This window comes from Streptomyces changanensis (assembly GCF_024600715.1).
In the GTDB taxonomy this organism is placed as follows: domain Bacteria; phylum Actinomycetota; class Actinomycetes; order Streptomycetales; family Streptomycetaceae; genus Streptomyces; species Streptomyces changanensis.
Genome location: NZ_CP102332.1, coordinates 3,049,827 through 3,065,868, shown reverse-complemented (window position 1 = coordinate 3,065,868; position 16,042 = coordinate 3,049,827). Strand labels below are relative to the sequence as shown.

Sequence of the window (16,042 nt, the reverse complement as noted above, 5' to 3'; positions counted from 1 at the left end):
CGAGGTGGTTCCTGCCGCGGAAAAGCGGGTGACGTGGGACTGCGCCATTCGGGAACATGGAGGGCATGTCCGGTCCCCATGTCATCCGCGGTTCGGTCTCCCTGCCGGAGGCCGAGCTCCAGTGGCGATTCTCCAGGTCCTCGGGGCCGGGCGGGCAACACGTCAACACCAGCGACTCCCAGGTGGAGCTGCGCTTCGACCTCGCCCGCACGGAGGCGCTGCCGCCGGTGTGGAAGGAGCGGGCCCTGGAGCGGCTCGCCGGCCGGCTGGTGGGCGGCGTGCTCGTCGTACGCGCCTCCGAGCACCGGTCGCAGTGGCGCAACCGCGAGGCGGCCGCCGTACGGCTCGCGGCGCTGCTGGCGGAGGCGACCGCGCCGCCGCCGAGGCCGCGACGGCCCACGAAGGTGCCGCGGGGGATCAACGAGCGTCGGCTGCGGGAGAAGAAGCAGCGCGCCGAGACGAAGCGCGGCCGCAACTCCCGCGACTGGAGCTGACCGGCCCGGCCCGGGCCGGAGCTCACCGGGCCGGGCCGGGCTGGCCCTGACCGGACTGGACCGGAGCGGACCGGCCCGACCCACTCTGACGGCCTGACCGCCCCTGACCGGGGGCGGTACCGCCCGCCGCCCGCCCGCCCGCCGCCCGCCGACCGCCCGCGCCCGTCGTGCGGCCGGCTGCCGGTGTTCAGGCCAGGTGGCGGTAGGCGCCCCGGAAGTACGTCAGGGGCGCGCCCTCCGGGCTCGGGAGGGCCGTGGCCAGGACCCGGGCGATGACCAGGGTGTGGTCGCCCGCCTCCACCCGCCGCTCGGTGCGGCACTCCAGCGTGGCCAGCGCCCCGCCGACGAGGGGCGCGCCGGTCAGGTCGCCGCGGGTGTACGGGATGTCGGCGAACAGCAGGCGGTCGCTGATCCGGCCCCGCATCGCGAAGCGGCCCGCGATGTGCCGCTGGCTCTCCGCGAGGACGGACACGCCCCACAGCGGCTGCTCCGCCAGCAGGTCGTCCATCCGGGAGCCGTTGCGCAGGCTCACCAGGACCAGCGGCGGGTCCAGCGACACCGACATGAAGGCCGTGGCCGTCATGCCCACGTCCTCGTCCATCGGTGGCTCCACGGCCGTCACCAGGACGACGCCGCCGGCCAGGCGGGACATCGCCGCACGGAATTCCTCGTCGCTCACCCCTTCAGGATGGGGCAGGTCGGAGACTGACACCGGGGTCCGAGTTGTTGGCAGCACACCGGGAACGCTAACCTCGCCCGCCACCCGGCCGCATCGGGCCGGAGGACCAGCGGGATCCCGCCGGGTCCTAGGTCCAAGGATCGATTTGCGCTTCGCAATTTCGGGGAAATGGGCTGGCTATTGTGACTTGAGTCACACAGGGCAGTAATTGTTGACCCTGTGTACCGAGTGCGCAGCTCGCTGTGATTCAGTGGCGGTCAACACCCGCACGAGGAAGCCGCTGACACACCTGGAGTTGTTGCTGTCGAGGTCTCGGGGAGAGCGAGCGATGGAGACCGAGTCGGAGCCGTACGTCCGTCTTGCGACCCTGCGGCAGCTGCACCAGGTCGTCGCCAACCTCAACACGGCCCGGAGCCTGGCCGACACCCTGCAGACGGTCGCCGACGGTGTCATCACCGGCCTGGGCTACGAGCTGTCGTGCGTCAACCTCGTCCGCCCCGACGGCGACCTCGTCGTCGCCGCCTTCGCGGGGAACGCCGCCGCGGAAGCCCTGATCACCGGCCGGGTCGGCTCCCGCGTCTCCTGGGAGCGGCGCCTCCACATGGGCGAGGCGTGGGGGGACCTCCGGTTCATCCCGCACACCGAGGGCTGGGTGCTCATAGACGACGACGTGCCGCAATGGCACACCGAGGGTCCCGAGCCCCGTTTCGAGGACGAGTGGCACCCCCGCGACCGGCTGTACGCCCCCATGTACACCTCCGGTGGGCAGCGCGAGCTCCTCGGCGTCATCTCCGTGGACCGGCCCCGCAACGGCCGTCGCCCCGGCGCCTGGGGGCGCGAGGCGCTCCAGATGTACGCCTCCCAGTCGGCGATTGCGATCAGCAATGCCCGACTGCGCGCAAACATGCAGCGCGCCCTGGTGCGGCTGGAGCGCGAGCAGCAGGCCCTGCGCGCCAGCGAGGAGTCGTTCCGGCAGGCCTTCGAGTACGCCCCGTCCGGCATGGCCATCGCCGAGATGGGCGGTGACCAGCACGGACGGCTCCTCCGGGCCAACGACGCGCTGTGCCGGCTGCTGGGCAGGCCCGCCGCCGTCATGCGCCGGTACTCCTTCGCCGACCTGGTCCACCCGGAGGACGTCGGCACCCTGCTGCGCACCTCCGCCGAGGGCGGCCGCGCCGAGCTGCGGCTCGCCCGCCGGGACGGCACGTACGTCTGGGTCTCCCTGCGGAACTCCGTCGTCGCCGACACCGCCGACGGGCCGCGTTTCCTCCTCACCCACGTCGAGGACATCGAGGAGCGCAAGCGGCACGAGCTGCAGCTCGCCCACCGCGCCTCCCACGACGCGCTGACCGGGCTGCCCAACAGCGCAGAGCTGCGCGCCCGCCTCAGCGCCCGGCTGTGCGCCCGCCCCGACGACCGCGTCCGCGCCACGGCCGCCGACGCCGCCGGGTTCGAGCCGGGCCGCGACGCCGCCGGGTTCGAACCCGCCTACGACACCGCGTACGGCAACGGCCACGCGGACACCGCCCCCTCCGCATACGAGTACGACCACGCCTACCGCGCGGACGGTTTCGACTTCGACCCCTCCGCGCCCGGCGGCCCCTACGACGGCCACGTCCACGCCGTCGCCCCGGACGGCGAGGTCGACGACGGCCGGAAGGGCCTCGCCGTGCTCTTCTGCGACCTCGACGGCTTCAAATCGATCAACGACAGGTTCGGCCATCACACCGGTGACGCCGTGCTCATCGAGGTGGCGCGCCGGCTGAGCGCCGGCGTCCGCGACGGGGACACGGTCGCCCGGCTCGGTGGCGACGAGTTCGTCGTCCTCGCCGACGGCCTCGGCGCGGCCGACGCCGCCGACCTGGCCGTACGCCTGCGCAACGGCATCATCCCGCCCATCCGGGTCGACGGCAGGGCGGTCCGGGTGGGCGCCAGTTTCGGCATCGGCTGGGCCGAGTGCGGGATGTCCGTCGAAGAGGTGCTCAACTCCGCCGACCAGCGGATGTACATGGAGAAGCGGTCCCGGGCCAAGGTGCACCGCCGGGCGGGGTAGCCCGTTCGGGGTAGGCTCGCCGGGGTCGGTGACGGCTGGCGAGCACGGATGAGGAGTGACCAGGGATGGCTGCCGGTAACCACGGCAATGGCGCGGGCACGCCCGAGGACGACGATCCGTTCGGCTACCTGTACGCGGACGGCCAGGCGTCGGGTGCCCAGCCGCCGGGCAGTCAGGGCGGCTACGGCTACCCGGGTCCGACCAGCGGTCAGCCCGGACGCCCCCGAACGTCGTACAACCAGGTCAGGGCGGTCGGCGAGCGCCCGCGGCCCCAGGTCCCGCCGCAGCCGCAGTACGGCCAGGCGCCCGGCGCCCCGTACGGCCAGGCGCCCGGCGCCCCGTACGGCCAGCAGCCCGGCGCTCCGTACGGCCAGCCGCACGCCCAGTACGCCGCGCCCGAGACGTACCCGGGCGGCGCGCCCACCCGGCCCGGCCCGGCGCATGGGGGTCGCGGCGGTCGCGGCGGCCCCAACACCAAGGGCCTGCTGATCGGCGCCGTCGCCGTGGTCCTCGTGGTGGTGGTCGGCATCACTGTGGCGCTCCTCACCAACGGCGACGACGACAAGGACAAGGCGAACCCCGCCCCGGGCGCCTCGGTCTCCGCCTCCCAGGAACCGGGCGACACCCAGCCCTCCCCGTCGACCGACCCCGGCGCGGCCCAGCCGCAGACGCAGAAGCGGGACGCGGCGACGCTCCAGCTCACCCCGCCCGCCGTGCTCGGCACGGAGGTCAAGGGCGCGAAGGGCGCCGACGGCGCGTACGTGATGTTCAACGGTGTCGGCGGTGCGGCCAGCTGGAAGGTCGACGTGCCGGAGGACGGCCAGTACACGCTGTTCCTGACGTACAGCGTCCCCGGCAAGGACGCGAAGGCGTCCCTCACGGTCAACAACGGCAAGCCGCGCAAGATCAACATGTCGAACTTCGCGCACGCCCCGGAGGGGTCGTGGGAGAAGGGCTGGACCGAGACGTACTCCTGGGTCCAGCTGCACAAGGGCGAGAACACCCTGAAGATGTCCTGCGAGCCGGGCAACGACTGTGACGCCTACCTCGACCAGGTCTGGCTCAAGCCGGGCCAGCTCCGCCGCGACAGCTAGGACCTGCCGGGCCCGTTGCCCTCCGCGGACCCGTCAGGACCTGTCGTGACGGCGGTAGGTGTCGGCCCGTGAGGTCCTGCCGGGCCGCCGGTACGTGTCGGGCCGTCGGAACAGGTCGGTCCGTCAGAGCGTGCCCTCTCGTCGGAACGTGTCGGGCCGTCAGGTGGTGGCGGTCGCGCCGGTCCTGTCGGGTCGGTCGGGGCCGCCGGTGATCACCGTCAGGAAGCGGGCGACCGTTTCCGCCATCGCCTCGCGGGCCCCGGTGAGGTAGGGGCGGGGATCCACCGCGGCGGGGTGCCGCGCCAGGTGGGAGCGGAGCGCCGTCGTGTAGGCGGTGTTCAGGGCCGTGCCCACGTTGACCTTCGTCATGCCGGCGCGGACCGCGGCCCGCAGTTCGGCGTCCGGGACGCCCGAGGAGCCGTGCAGGACCAGCGGGACCGGGACCGCCGTGCGCAGGGCGGCGATCAGGGCGTGGTCGAGGGTGGCCGTCCGCTCCGTCATCGCGTGGGTCGAGCCGACCGCGACGGCCAGCGCGTCCACGCCCGTCTCCGCCACGTACGCGACGGCCTCCGCCGGGTCGGTGCGCACGCCGGGGGTGTGGGCGTCCAGCGGCGGTTCGCCGGCCTTGCCGCCGACGCGGCCCAGCTCCGCCTCCACCCACATGCCGCGTGCGTGGCCCCAGCGGACGGCCTCCGCCGTGGCCTTCACGTTGTCGCCGTAGCCGAGCCGCGACGCGTCGACCATCACCGAGTCGATGCCGGCCGCGTGGGCGGCGTGCAGCAGTTCCGGGGTGACCACGTGGTCCAGGTGGAGGGCGAGGGGCGCGCGGGAGGCGCGGGCCACGGCCGAGGCGGCCGCCGCGACGGCGGAGAGGTCCCCGCCGTGGAAGCGGACGGCGTTCTCGGAGATCTGGAGGACCGCCGGCCGGCCGGCGCGTTCCGCCCCGGCCGCGACGGCCTCGGCGTGCTCCAGGGTGATGACGTTGAACGCGGCGACGGCGCGGCCCGCCGCCCGCGCCGGTGCGACGAGGTCAGCGGTGCTGACGAGGGGCATGTCCGGATCCTTCCGCCGTGAGCCGTGAGCCGTGAGCCGTGAGCCGTGGGCCGTGGGCCGTGAGCCGTGAGCCGTGGGCCACGGGCCGTGAGCCGTGGACCGTGGCCGTGGGTGACGGCGGATCAGGCCGCGGTGGCGAGCTCCCGGACCGACACCCGTTCCAGCAGTTCCCCGTACCGGTCGGCGTCGAACTCGCCGGCCGCCCTGGCGTGCACGGTGGCCGTCGCCAACGCGGTCGCCCGGGCCAGGCGTTCGGGCCAGGGCGCCCCCTCGACCAGCGCCGACAGCAGGCCGGCGACCGCCGAGTCGCCCGCCCCGGTCGGGTTGCCGGCGACGCGGGCGGGCGGGGCGGCCTGCCAGGTGCCGTCCGGGGTGACCGCGAGGAGCCCCTCCGCGCCGAGGGAGGCGACCACCGCGTGCGCGCCGCGGCGGCGGGCGTCGCGGGTGGCGCGCAGCGGCTCGCGGGCGCCGGTGAGGGCGGCGAGCTCGTCGGCGTTCGGCTTGACCAGGTCGGGTCGGGCGGCGATGCCCCGGCGCAGCGGTTCGCCACTCGTGTCGAGGAGCACCGGCACGCCGGCGGCGCGGGCGCGGCGGACGAGTTCGGCGTACGCGCCGACGTGCACGCCGCGCGGGAGGCTGCCGCAGAGGGCGACCGCTCGGGCTCCGTCGAGCAGTTCCGCGTAGACGGAGAGGAAGGCGGCCCACTCGGCGGGGGTGATCACCGGGCCGGGTTCGTTGAGCTGTGTGGTGTCCCCGCTCGCGGAGTCGACGACGGCGACCGTACGGCGGGTGGCGCCGGCGCTGGGCACCAGGGCGTCCCGTACGGGCAGCGGGGCGAGCAGGCCGCGCAGGACCTCCCCGGTGGGGCCGCCCGCGAAGCCCGTCACGACCGTCTCGTGGCCCAGGGCGGCCAGGACGCGGGCGACGTTGACGCCCTTGCCGCCGGGGCGCTCCACCACGTCGGTCACCCGGTGCGTGGCGTGCGGCACGAGCGCCGGCACGGTGTAGGTGAGGTCGAGCGCGGTGTTGAGCGTGACCGTGAGGATCAACGGTTCCAACACCCCCGGAAGGTCGTGGACCGGCTGCTTGCGGAGGCCCGGCCCGGAAAGATCACGGTGCACGATCATGCCAAACGGAAGGCGGCCGGGCCCAGCCCCCTGGACCGGCCACCTCGCGGCAAACGGCCGGATCATCAGCCCACTTGGGGCTCAACCACCCATTCGCCCCTGCGCATCACGCCCGCGAGGGCGAAGTCGGCGTCCAGGACGACCAGGTCGGCGTCCTTGCCCGGTTCGAGGGAGCCGATCCGGTCGTACAGGCCGAGCAGCTTCGCCGGGTTGGCGGAGATGGCCTGGACGACCGCCTCGACGGGCAGCCCGTCGACGGTCGCCGCCCGCCGGAACGCCGTGTCGAGCGTGAGGGTGGAGCCGGCGATGGAGCCGCCCTCGACGAGCCGGGCCACGCCGTCGCGCACCTCCACCGCCAGTGGGCCGAGGCTGTACACGCCGTCGCCGAAACCGGCCGCGTCCATGGCGTCGGTGATGAAGGCGACCCGGGCGGCGCCGGCCCGGTGGAAGGCCAGTTCGAGGGCGGCGGGGTGGAGGTGCGTACCGTCGTTGATCAACTCGACGGTGACCCGCTCGTCCTCCAGGAGGGCGGCGATCGGTCCCGGCGCGCGGTGGCCCAGGCCGGGCATCGCGTTGAACAGGTGCGTGGCGACGGTGGCGCCCGCGTCGATCGCCTCCACGGTCTGCTCGTACGTGGCGTCCGTGTGGCCGATCGCGGCGATGACGCCGTGCTCGGCGAGGAGGCGTACGGAGTCGATGCCGCCGGGCAGTTCGGTGGCGAGGGTGACCATGCGGGCGTGGCCGCGCGCGGCGTCGACCAGCTTGCGCACCTCGGCCGGGTCCGGGTCGCGCAGCAGCGCCTCGCTGTGGGCGCCCTTGCGGCACGGGGAGATGAACGGTCCCTCGAAGTGGATGCCCGCGATGTCGCCCTGCTCGGCGAGTTCGGACAGCTCGCCGGCGCGGTGCGCGAGGAAGTCCATGTCGCCGGTGACGGTCGACGCGACCAGGGTGGTCGTGCCGTGCAGCCGGTGGGTGCGGATGCCCCGGAGCACCTCGTCGAGGGTGCCCGAGGTGAAGGAGGCGCCGCCTCCGCCGTGGTTGTGGAGGTCCACGAAGCCGGGGACGACCCAGTGCCCGGAGAGGTCCAGCACGTCGGCGCCGGCGACGGCCGCGATGTCGGCGGGGCCAGTGGTGCGGGCGGGGCCCGAGGGGCCGGCGGGGCCCGCGGTGCCGGTCGTGGTGGCGGTGGTAGCGGTGGCGCGGCGGTCCGTGGTGGTGGCGGGGCGGCCGCCCGTGGTGTCGGTGATCCGGGTGCCCTCGACGGTGACCCGCCCACCCTCGACGACGCCGGTCGGCAGCACCACGCGGGCCCCGGCGAGGACCTTGCGGTCGGCGTGAACGGCCATCAGGGGGATACCTCCAGGTCGGTGGCGAGCTCGGCGGCGAGCAGGTCCCAGGCGAGGAGCCCCGCGCCCAGGCAGCCGGCCGTGTCCCCGAGGGCCGCGGGCACGATGGCGGGCCGCTGCTGGAACGTGATGCGCTCCGCCACGGCGGCCCTGAGGGGTGTGAACAAGGTTTCCCCGGCCTCGGCGAGACCGCCACCGATGATCAGGGTGCGGGGGTCCAGCAGGGTGAGCGCGGTGACCAGCCCGTCGGCCAGCGCGTCGACGGCGTCCTGCCAGACGCGGACGGCGCGCTCGTCCCCCGAGGCGACGGCCTCGGCGCAGTCGGCGGCGTCCGCGTCCGGGTCGCCGCTCGCCTCCGCCCAGGCCCGGGTCACGGCCGCGGCCGACGCCAGGGTCTCCAGGCAGCCGCGCCCGCCGCAGCCGCAGGCGGGGCCGCCGGGACGGACGACGATGTGGCCGATCTCGCCGGCGCAGCCGTGCGCGCCCGCCTCGATGGTGCCGTCGATGCCGATGGCGCCCGCGATGCCGGTACCCAGGGGCACGAACAGGAACCGGTCCGCGCCCCGGCCCGCTCCCACGCGCCCCTCGGCGAGCCCGCCGGTGCGCACGTCGTGGCCGAGCGCGACGGGCAGCCCGCCGAGCCGCTCGCCCAGCAGGGCGCGCAGCGGGACGTCGCGCCAGCCGAGGTTGGCGGCGTACACGGCGACGCCGTCGACGGGGTCGACGACCCCGGGCACGGCGACGCCGGCGGCCTCGGCCCGTACGCCGTACCGCTCCTCACCGTGGGCGAGGAGCTCGGCCGCGAAGTCGAGGATCGTGCCCACGACGGCGTCCGGGCCGCGCTCGCGCCCGGTGGCCCGCCGCGCCTCGTACAGCAGTGCCCCGTCGGCCCCGACCAGGGCGGCCTTCATGCCGGTGCCGCCCACATCGAGGGCGATGACGTGTCTCACGGGAGACAGTTTCACCCGAGGGGCGTGAAAGGTCTAGTCCACTTCGTTGATTGTTGCCCCGGCATACAAATCGGATGAGCGGACGATCGGGGGGCGGTCGCGGGCGACCGGCCGCCCGCCCGGCGACGGCGCCGCCGGGCGGCCGTACCGGAGGAAGGGGACCGCCGGGTCAGGAGAGGATCACGCTCCGCGTGAGGTGGCGCGGCCGGTCCGGGTCGCTGCCGCGCGCCTCCGCCAGGGCCACGGCGAGCCGCTGGGCCCGCACCAGGTCGGCCATCGGGTCCGCCGAGGCGTGGGCGTGCAGAGTGCCGCCCACCCGGGCGACGTCGGCCGCCAGCCCCTCCGGCAGGGCACCGAACACCCACGTCACCCGGCCGGGCCCGGTGATCGAGATCGGGCCGTGGCGGTACTCCATCGCCGGGTACGCCTCCGTCCAGGCGCCCGCCGCCTCCCGCATCTTCAGCCCCGCCTCCAGTGCCAGCCCGTACGTCCAGCCGCGTCCGAGGAACGTCCACTGGTCGGCCGCCAGCACGGCCTCCGGCAGCGGTTCCGTCACGGCCAGCTCCGCGTCGACCGCCGCGAGCTCGACCGGCTTCACACCCGGTACGGGACCGAGGCCCGCGCGCAGGAACGCCAGCGCCGTCGTCGCGAACCGCGTCTGCACCACCGAGTCCTCGTCCGCCCAGTCCAGCACGGCCACCGCGTCGGCTGCGTCCACCACCGGCGTCGCCGCGTCGGCCGTCAGCGCCGCCGTGCGCGTCACCCCGCGCACCCGCGCCAGCAGCTCCAGCACCTCCGTCGTCGTCCCGGACCGGGTGATCGCCACGACCCGGTCGTACGCGGCGGCCCGGCCGACCGGGAACTCGGACGCGGCGAACGCGTCCGTCTCGCCCTCCCCGGCCGCCTCGCGCAGCGCCGCGTAGGCGATGGCCATGAACCAGGACGTGCCGCAGCCGGTCACGGCGACGCGCTCACCCGGTCGCGGAAGCACATCCGGGGCCCCGGCGGCGGTCCGCGCGGCGCGGCGCCAGCAGCTCGGCTGGGTGGTGATCTCGGCGGCGGTACGGGACATGCGCGGGCTCCCACTGTCGTCGTCTGCGGACGCTCCGGAACGTACCCATCGGTAGGCCCCCGGTCGTCGGGCGTTGCGGAAGCGATACCAAGGAACCCCGGTGGTTTAGACCTAGGTGTAGACCTCCTATCCTGCCGGGAAGCGAATTCGCGTTCGATGTGGAGCAAAGGGTGGGTAAGGCAGTGCGCCGCTACAAGGGACTGACCGCGGCGATGGCCGCACTGACGATCACGGCCACCCTGTCGGGCTGCGGAGCGGATTCCGCCGGAGAGGTCACCCTGAAGCTGGTCGCCGCCGACTACGGCAGCAACAGCGCCAACACGTCGCAGAAGTACTGGGACGAACTGGCCCGCGCGTACGAGAAGAAGACGCCCGGCGTGAAGATCGACGTCACCGTCCTGTCCTGGAAGGACGTCGACCGCGAGGTCGCCGAGATGGTCGACCGCGGCGAGGCGCCGGACATGGCGCAGATCGGCGCGTACGCGGACCACGCGCGGGCGGGCCGGCTGTACTCCGCCGACACCCTCCTCTCCGTCCCCACCCAGGCGAACTTCCTGCCCATGCTGCGGCAGGCCGGCGAGGTGGACCGGGCCCAGTACGGCATGCCGTTCGGCGCCAGCACCCGGATGCTCTTCTTCAACGAGAAGCTCTTCCAGGAGGCCGGCGCCACGCCGCCCGGCAGCTGGGACGAGCTGCAGAAGGCGGCCCAGAAGCTCAAGGCCAAGGACGTGAAGTACCCCTACGCGCTGCCGCTCGGGCCCGAGGAGTCCCAGGCCGAGACCATGATGTGGCTGCTCGGCGGTGGCGGCGGCTACCGGGACACGACCGGCACCGCGTACCAGATCGACTCGCCCGCGAACGTCGAGACGTTCGGCTGGTTGAAGAAGGAACTCGTCGGCAAGGGCCTCACCGGCCCCGTCGCCCCCGGTGAACTCGACCGGCAGGAGGCGTTCGACGCCTTCGTCCGCGGCGAGGTCGGCATGCTCAACGGCCACCCGACGCTGATGGCGACCGCCGAGAAGGCCGGGGTGAAGGTCGGCACGGTGCCGCTGCCCGGCGTCGCCGGCAAGTCCAAGGCGACGCTCGGCGTGGCCGACTGGATGATGGCGTTCAAGCAGAACGGCCACCGCAAGGAGATAGGCCACTTCCTGGACTTCGTGTACCAGGACAAGAACGTCATGGCCTTCTCCGACCGGTACGACCTGCTCCCCGTCACCGTCTCCGCGAGCGACGCCATGGAGGCGGACGAGCAGCACGCGGCGATGCGGCCGTTCCTGGAGGAGCTGGCCGGCTCGGAGCTGTACCCCGTCGGCGACACCTCGTGGGCGCGGGTGAGCGAGAGCGTGAAGAAGAACATCGGCCGGGCCGTCGCCCCCGGCGGCGAGCCGCGCGCCGTCCTGGAGCAGATCGCCCGGGACGCCCGGTCGGCCCAGTCCTCGGCGTCGGCGCGGTAGCTTAAGTTGCTGATATGACCGAACGCCCCGCACTCGACGACCGCGCCCGCGCGGTCCTGGCCATGGAACGGCGCTCCTGGCCGGGGCCGGGGGCGAAGGAACGGGCGATCCGCGAGCAGCTGGACCTCTCGCCGGTCCGGTACTACCAGCTGCTGAACGCCCTCCTCGACGACGAGCGCGCCCTCGCCCACGACCCGGTCACGGTCAACCGCCTCCGCCGCCTGCGCGCCACCCGAGAATCCCACCGCTGACCCACCCGCCCCGCCGGCGCGACCCCCACCGGGGACCCCGGCGGGGGTCGGCCCGCGTGGACCCCGGGCACGCCGAAACCGCACCGCGGTCGCGCCGGACACCCACCCGCCCGACGCGCCGGACGCCCGCCCGGCGCGGACGCGCCGGAGCCCATCGCGCCGGAACGCCGGACGCGCCGGACATCCACCCGCCCGCCGCGCCGGACGCCCGCCCAGCGCGGACGCGCCGGGGCCCATCGCGCCGGAGCCCCGGACGCGCCGGGGGCCCGCGGCCGACGGCCACCGGCCGGGAGCGCCGCCGCGGGGCACTGCCGGCCGCGGCCACCACCCCTCCGCGGCCTGTAGGTCCCGCTGCGGCGGTTCCTCCGCGGCCGTGGGGCGTCCCAAGGTGCGGGACGGCCGCGGGGTGTGGTGGCCGGGGGTGTCTGCTGCGGGGTGGGCTTGCCAGGGAGGACGGGGGGACTGCGGCCGCCACCCCTTCGCGGCCCGCGCGTCCCGCCACGGTGGTTCCTCCGCGGCCGTGGGGCGTCCCGGGGGCGCGGGACAGCCGCGTGGCGGCCCGGGGTGTCTGCCGCTGGGCTTCGCAGGGAGGGCGGGGGACTATGGCCGCCGCCCCTTCGCGGCCTGTAGGTCCCGCTGTGGTGGTTCCTCCGCGGCCGCGGGGGCGTCCCGGGGGCGCGGGACAGCCGCGTGGCGGCCCGGGGTGTCTGCCGCCGGGGGGCTTCGCAGGGAGGGCGGGGGACTGTGGCCGCCGCCGCTTCGCGGCCCGTGCGTCCCGCTGTGGCGGTTCCTCCGCGGCCGTGGGGCGTCCCGGGGGCGTGGGACGGCCGTCCGGCCACGGGCGGGTGGCCCTGGGGTTCGCGGCGGGTGTCGGAGGTGGCGGCCGCGCCCGCGCGGTCCGGTCCTCCCGCCACGGCGGGTACTCCGCGGCCGGGAGCGGGTCCGGTGAGGGCTTCGGCGCGGGGCGTCCCCGGGGTGACGCGGTGGCTCGGTGTCGGCGGCGGCCGGACGCGGCCGGGGCGGGGAGGTGTGTCCCGGGGGCGTACGGGATAGGTACGCACACATGTCCAGTTACCCGGATGACAGCCTTCCCGTGCCCGCCACGGCCGCCGGTCGTGAGGGCCTGGCCGCGATCCTGGCGCGGCCCCGCACCGCCGTCGTGGCCGTCGACTTCGACGGGACCCTCGCGCCGATCGTCGCCGACCCCGAGCAGGCCCGCGCCCACCCGGACGCCGTGCCCGCGCTCGCCGAGCTGGCCCCGTGCGTCGGCTCCGTCGCGGTGGTCACCGGGCGCCCGGCCGGCGTCGCGGTCCGGTACGGCGGCTTCGCCGGGGTGCCGGGCCTGGACCGCCTCGTCGTCCTCGGCCACTACGGCGCCGAACGCTGGGACGCCCGCACCGGCGAGGTCCGCGCCGCCCCCGAGCACCCGGGCGTCGCGGCGGCGCGCGCCGAACTGCCCGGCGTCCTGGAGCGGGCCGGCGCGTGGCCCGGGACGTGGATCGAGGAGAAGGGCCGCGCGGTCGCCGTCCACACGCGCCGCGCGACCGACCCGCAGGCGGCGTTCGACGCCCTGGTGGATCCCCTCGCCGACCTGGCCACCCGGCACGGGCTCGTCGTGGAACCGGGCCGCATGGTCCTGGAGCTGCGCCCGCCCGGGATGGACAAGGGCGAGGCGCTCCTGGAGCACGTGCGCGCCACGGGCGCCGGGGCGGTCCTGTACGCGGGGGACGACCTGGGTGACCTGCCGGCCTTCGCCGCGGTGGAGAAGCTCCGCGCCGAGGGCGTCCCGGGCCTGCTGGTGTGCAGCGGCAGCGACGAGGTGAGCACCCTCGCCGCCCGCGCCGACCTCACCCTCCCGGGCCCGGCCGCCGTGGTCGGCTTCCTCGCCTCCCTGGCCCGCGCCCTCCCGCACTGACCGAACAGCCCGGGCGGCGCATACGTTGCATGCCCGCGTACGGCGAACGGCCCCGGCACACGCCGGGGCCGTTCGCCGTACGCACGGGCGGGACCCGCCGGGGTCACAGGGCGCGGAGGGCCTCCAGCTGGTCGAGGAACCAGCGCTGCGGCGGGAGGGCGGTGGCCGCGGCGGCGAGGCGCTCGGTGCGTTCGGCGCGTTCGGCGGCCGGCATGGAGAGCGCCTCGTGCAGGGCCCGGGCGGTGCCGGTGACGTCGTACGGGTTGACCGTCACCGCGGCGTCGCCGAGCTCCTCGTGCGCCCCGGCCTCGCGGGACAGGACCAGGGCGCAGCCCCCGTCGGAGACGACCGGGACCTCCTTGGCGACCAGGTTCATGCCGTCCCTGATGGGGTTGACCAGCGCCACGTCGGCGAGGCGGTACGCGGCGAGGGAGCGGGCGAAGTCGTCCTTCACGTGCAGCAGGACCGGCGTCCAGCCGTCCGTGCCGTACGCGGTGTTGATCTCGTCCGCCAGCCGGGAGACCTCCGCGGTGTACTCCCGGTACACGGCGAGGTCCTGGCGGGAGGGGTAGGCGAAGGCGATGTGGACGACCCGCTCGCGCCACTCGGGGTGCTCCTCCAGCAGCGCCCGGTAGGAGAGCAGGCCGCGCACGATGTTCTTCGACAGCTCCGTGCGGTCCACGCGGATGACGGTCTTCCGGTCCGCCCCGCCGATCTGCTCCCGCAGCGTCGCCATGCGGTCCTCGACGTCCGCCTCGCGCGAGCGGGCGCGCAGGAAGTCGGCGTCGGCGCCCAGGCCGTGCACGCCGATCCGCGTGTCGCCCGTGCCGCCGACGAGCCGCTCGCAGCAGGCGGCGAAGGAGTCCGCCCAGCGGCGGGTGAGGAAGCCGAGCCGGTCCGCGCCGAGCATCCCGCGCAGCAGCTCGCGGGCGACGTCGTCGGGGAGCATGCCGAAGTAGTCCGGCGGCGCCCACGGGGTGTGCGAGAAGTGGCCGATGCGCAGGTCGGGGCGGAGCTCGCGGAGCATGCCGGGGGCCAGCGCGAGGTGGTAGTCCTGGATGAGGACCGCCGCGCCCGGGGCCGCCTCCGCCGCGAGCGCCTCGGCGAAGGCGCGGTTGTACGCCCGGTACGCCTCCCAGCGCGTGCGGAACTCCGCGTCGAAGGCCGGCTCCAGGGGCGTCTGGTAGAGCATGTGGTGCACGAACCACAGCACGGAGTTGGCGATGCCGTTGTAGGCGGCGGCGTGCGTCTCCGCGTCGATGTCCAGCATGCGGACGCCCGTCTCGCCGACGCCCCGGCGCACCGCCTCGCGGTCGCCGTCGCCCAGCGCGGCGCACACCCACACCGCGCCCGCGTCGGGCCCGATCGCGGAGAGCCCGGAGACCAGGCCCCCGCCACCGCGCCTCGCCTCCAGCTCGCCGTCCTCCCGCAGCGCGTAGCTGACCGGACCGCGATTCGATGCCACCAGGATGTCCGAGACCATGAGGCCAACCTAGCCCGCGCCGGAAACGCTCAAACGTGCGGAAACGAACCCGCCGGCCGTCAGGCCACCCGGCGCTTCCGCACGTACTCCGCCACCTCGACCATCGGCGGGCGCTCCTCCGTGTCCACCGGGTGGGTACGCGGCGCGAACCCCGCCTCGGTGCGCTCGAACTGCGTCAGCCGCGGCCGCACCAGGTGCCCGCGCGACAGCCGCAGCTGGGCCGTGCGGTAGATCGCCGCGGCCATCCGCCCCAGCGCCCGGTCGTCCTGGTGGCGGTGGAGGCGCACGCCCACGTCGACCTGCGCCAGCGCGTCCAGCCCCACCAGGTGCAGCGCGTCCACCAGCAGCGCCAGTTCCACGCCGTACCCCACCGGGAAGGGCAGCCGCTCCAGCAGCGAGCGACGGGCCGCGTACTCCCCGCCGAGCGGCTGGACGAACCCGGCCAGCTGCGGCCAGTGCAGGTTCAGCAGCGGCCGCGCGACCAGCTCCGTCACCCGTCCGCCCTGCCCGGCGGCGGGTCCGGAGCCGAGCGGCCGGTCGTACGTGGCCTTCACGAACTCGACGTCCGGGTCGGTCAGCAGCGGCCCCACGATGCCCGTCACGAAGTCCGCGCGGAACTCACGCAGGTCGGCGTCGACGAAGCACACCACGTCCCCGCCGGTCACCAGCAGGGAGCGCCACAGCACCTCGCCCTTGCCCGGGACGGCGGGTATCCGCGGCAGCACGTCGTCCCGCGCCACCACGCGCGCGCCGGCCGCCGCGGCGACCTCGGCCGTGCGGTCGGTCGAGCCGGAGTCGAGGACGACGAGCTCGTCGACGAGCGGCACCGCTTCCGACATCAGCTCCCGCCGGATCACGGTGACGATCTCGCCGACCGTCGCCTCCTCGTCCAGCGCGGGCAGGACGACGCTCACCGTCGTGCCGCGGGCCCGCTTGGCGGCGAGCAGCCGGTCCACGGGCCGGTCGGCCACGGACCAGGACCGCCGCTCCAGCCAGCGCTCCACCTCTTCCAGCACGCGCGCCTCTCCTCGGGTCGTCCCACAACCGCAGGTGATCCATCTCGTAGGTCGG

The 16,042-nt window shown here is 75.1% G+C and carries 14 protein-coding genes; 6 read left to right on the top strand and 8 right to left on the bottom strand.

Translation table 11 applies throughout. From position 1 onward, the window contains the following. The first annotated feature begins 56 nt into the window (after positions 1-56). The gene (arfB, locus tag NRO40_RS13485; RefSeq protein WP_058944163.1) at positions 57-494 is read left to right on the top strand and encodes an alternative ribosome rescue aminoacyl-tRNA hydrolase ArfB; all 438 of its coding nucleotides are present in this window, start codon (positions 57-59) and stop codon (positions 492-494) included. A gap of 187 nt (positions 495-681) precedes the next feature. Here the strand turns inward: arfB and NRO40_RS13480 are convergent, their stop codons facing one another. Beyond that, positions 682-1,146 carry a flavin reductase family protein gene (locus NRO40_RS13480; RefSeq protein WP_107115187.1) on the bottom strand — a complete coding sequence of 155 codons (465 nt, stop codon included), beginning with the start codon at positions 1,144-1,146 and terminating at the stop codon, positions 682-684. Positions 1,147-1,501: 355 nt separating this feature from the next. Here NRO40_RS13480 and cdgB point away from each other — a divergent pair, with 355 nt between their 5' ends. Next, on the top strand, positions 1,502-3,226 hold the full coding sequence (gene cdgB / locus NRO40_RS13475; RefSeq protein ID WP_058944165.1) for a diguanylate cyclase CdgB: 1,725 nt from the start codon (positions 1,502-1,504) through the stop codon (positions 3,224-3,226). A gap of 65 nt (positions 3,227-3,291) precedes the next feature. After that, positions 3,292-4,320, top strand: a complete 1,029-nt coding sequence (locus NRO40_RS13470; protein WP_058944166.1) for a carbohydrate-binding protein — start codon at positions 3,292-3,294, stop codon at positions 4,318-4,320. A 159-nt stretch (positions 4,321-4,479) separates the two neighbouring features. On the opposite strand, the gene NRO40_RS13465 is transcribed toward NRO40_RS13470, so the two are convergent. From NRO40_RS13465 to NRO40_RS13445, 5 genes are all read right to left on the bottom strand, one after another. Further along, positions 4,480-5,373 (bottom strand): class II fructose-bisphosphate aldolase, encoded by an 894-nt coding sequence (locus tag NRO40_RS13465; protein ID WP_058944167.1) that lies wholly within the window; start codon positions 5,371-5,373, stop codon positions 4,480-4,482. Positions 5,374-5,495: 122 nt separating this feature from the next. Further along, the gene (locus NRO40_RS13460) at positions 5,496-6,422 is read right to left on the bottom strand and encodes a 1-phosphofructokinase family hexose kinase (protein ID WP_058944175.1); all 927 of its coding nucleotides are present in this window, start codon (positions 6,420-6,422) and stop codon (positions 5,496-5,498) included. Positions 6,423-6,565: 143 nt separating this feature from the next. After that, a complete protein-coding gene (gene nagA / locus NRO40_RS13455; protein ID WP_058944168.1) occupies positions 6,566-7,846 on the bottom strand; it encodes an N-acetylglucosamine-6-phosphate deacetylase in 1,281 nt (426 codons plus the stop codon). Beyond that, positions 7,846-8,796: an ROK family protein gene (locus NRO40_RS13450; RefSeq protein WP_058944169.1), complete on the bottom strand. Its 951-nt coding sequence runs from the start codon at positions 8,794-8,796 to the stop codon at positions 7,846-7,848. The genes nagA and NRO40_RS13450 overlap by 1 nt, the downstream gene beginning before the upstream one ends. Positions 8,797-8,965: 169 nt before the next feature. Beyond that, the gene (locus tag NRO40_RS13445; protein WP_058944170.1) at positions 8,966-9,868 is read right to left on the bottom strand and encodes an SIS domain-containing protein; all 903 of its coding nucleotides are present in this window, start codon (positions 9,866-9,868) and stop codon (positions 8,966-8,968) included. Between the two features lie 170 nt (positions 9,869-10,038). Here NRO40_RS13445 and NRO40_RS13440 point away from each other — a divergent pair, with 170 nt between their 5' ends. The 3 genes from NRO40_RS13440 to otsB all read left to right on the top strand — a co-directional run bounded on the left by NRO40_RS13440 (position 10,039) and on the right by otsB (position 13,488). Further along, complete coding sequence (locus NRO40_RS13440) at positions 10,039-11,322, top strand: extracellular solute-binding protein (RefSeq protein WP_232791200.1); 1,284 nt, start codon at positions 10,039-10,041, stop codon at positions 11,320-11,322. A gap of 14 nt (positions 11,323-11,336) precedes the next feature. After that, the gene (locus NRO40_RS13435) at positions 11,337-11,573 is read left to right on the top strand and encodes a DUF3263 domain-containing protein (RefSeq protein ID WP_058944171.1); all 237 of its coding nucleotides are present in this window, start codon (positions 11,337-11,339) and stop codon (positions 11,571-11,573) included. A 1,063-nt stretch (positions 11,574-12,636) separates the two neighbouring features. After that, complete coding sequence (gene otsB / locus NRO40_RS13430) at positions 12,637-13,488, top strand: trehalose-phosphatase (RefSeq protein ID WP_058945330.1); 852 nt, start codon at positions 12,637-12,639, stop codon at positions 13,486-13,488. A 103-nt stretch (positions 13,489-13,591) separates the two neighbouring features. Here otsB and NRO40_RS13425 read toward each other — a convergent pair whose 3' ends face one another. Together NRO40_RS13425 and NRO40_RS13420 are read right to left on the bottom strand one after the other, a co-directional pair. Continuing rightward, positions 13,592-14,971, bottom strand: coding sequence for an alpha,alpha-trehalose-phosphate synthase (UDP-forming) (locus NRO40_RS13425; RefSeq protein WP_058945331.1), 1,380 nt, complete (start codon positions 14,969-14,971; stop codon positions 13,592-13,594). A 59-nt stretch (positions 14,972-15,030) separates the two neighbouring features. Next, positions 15,031-15,987 (bottom strand): glucosyl-3-phosphoglycerate synthase, encoded by a 957-nt coding sequence (locus NRO40_RS13420; RefSeq protein WP_058945332.1) that lies wholly within the window; start codon positions 15,985-15,987, stop codon positions 15,031-15,033. Positions 15,988-16,042 lie beyond the last annotated feature (55 nt).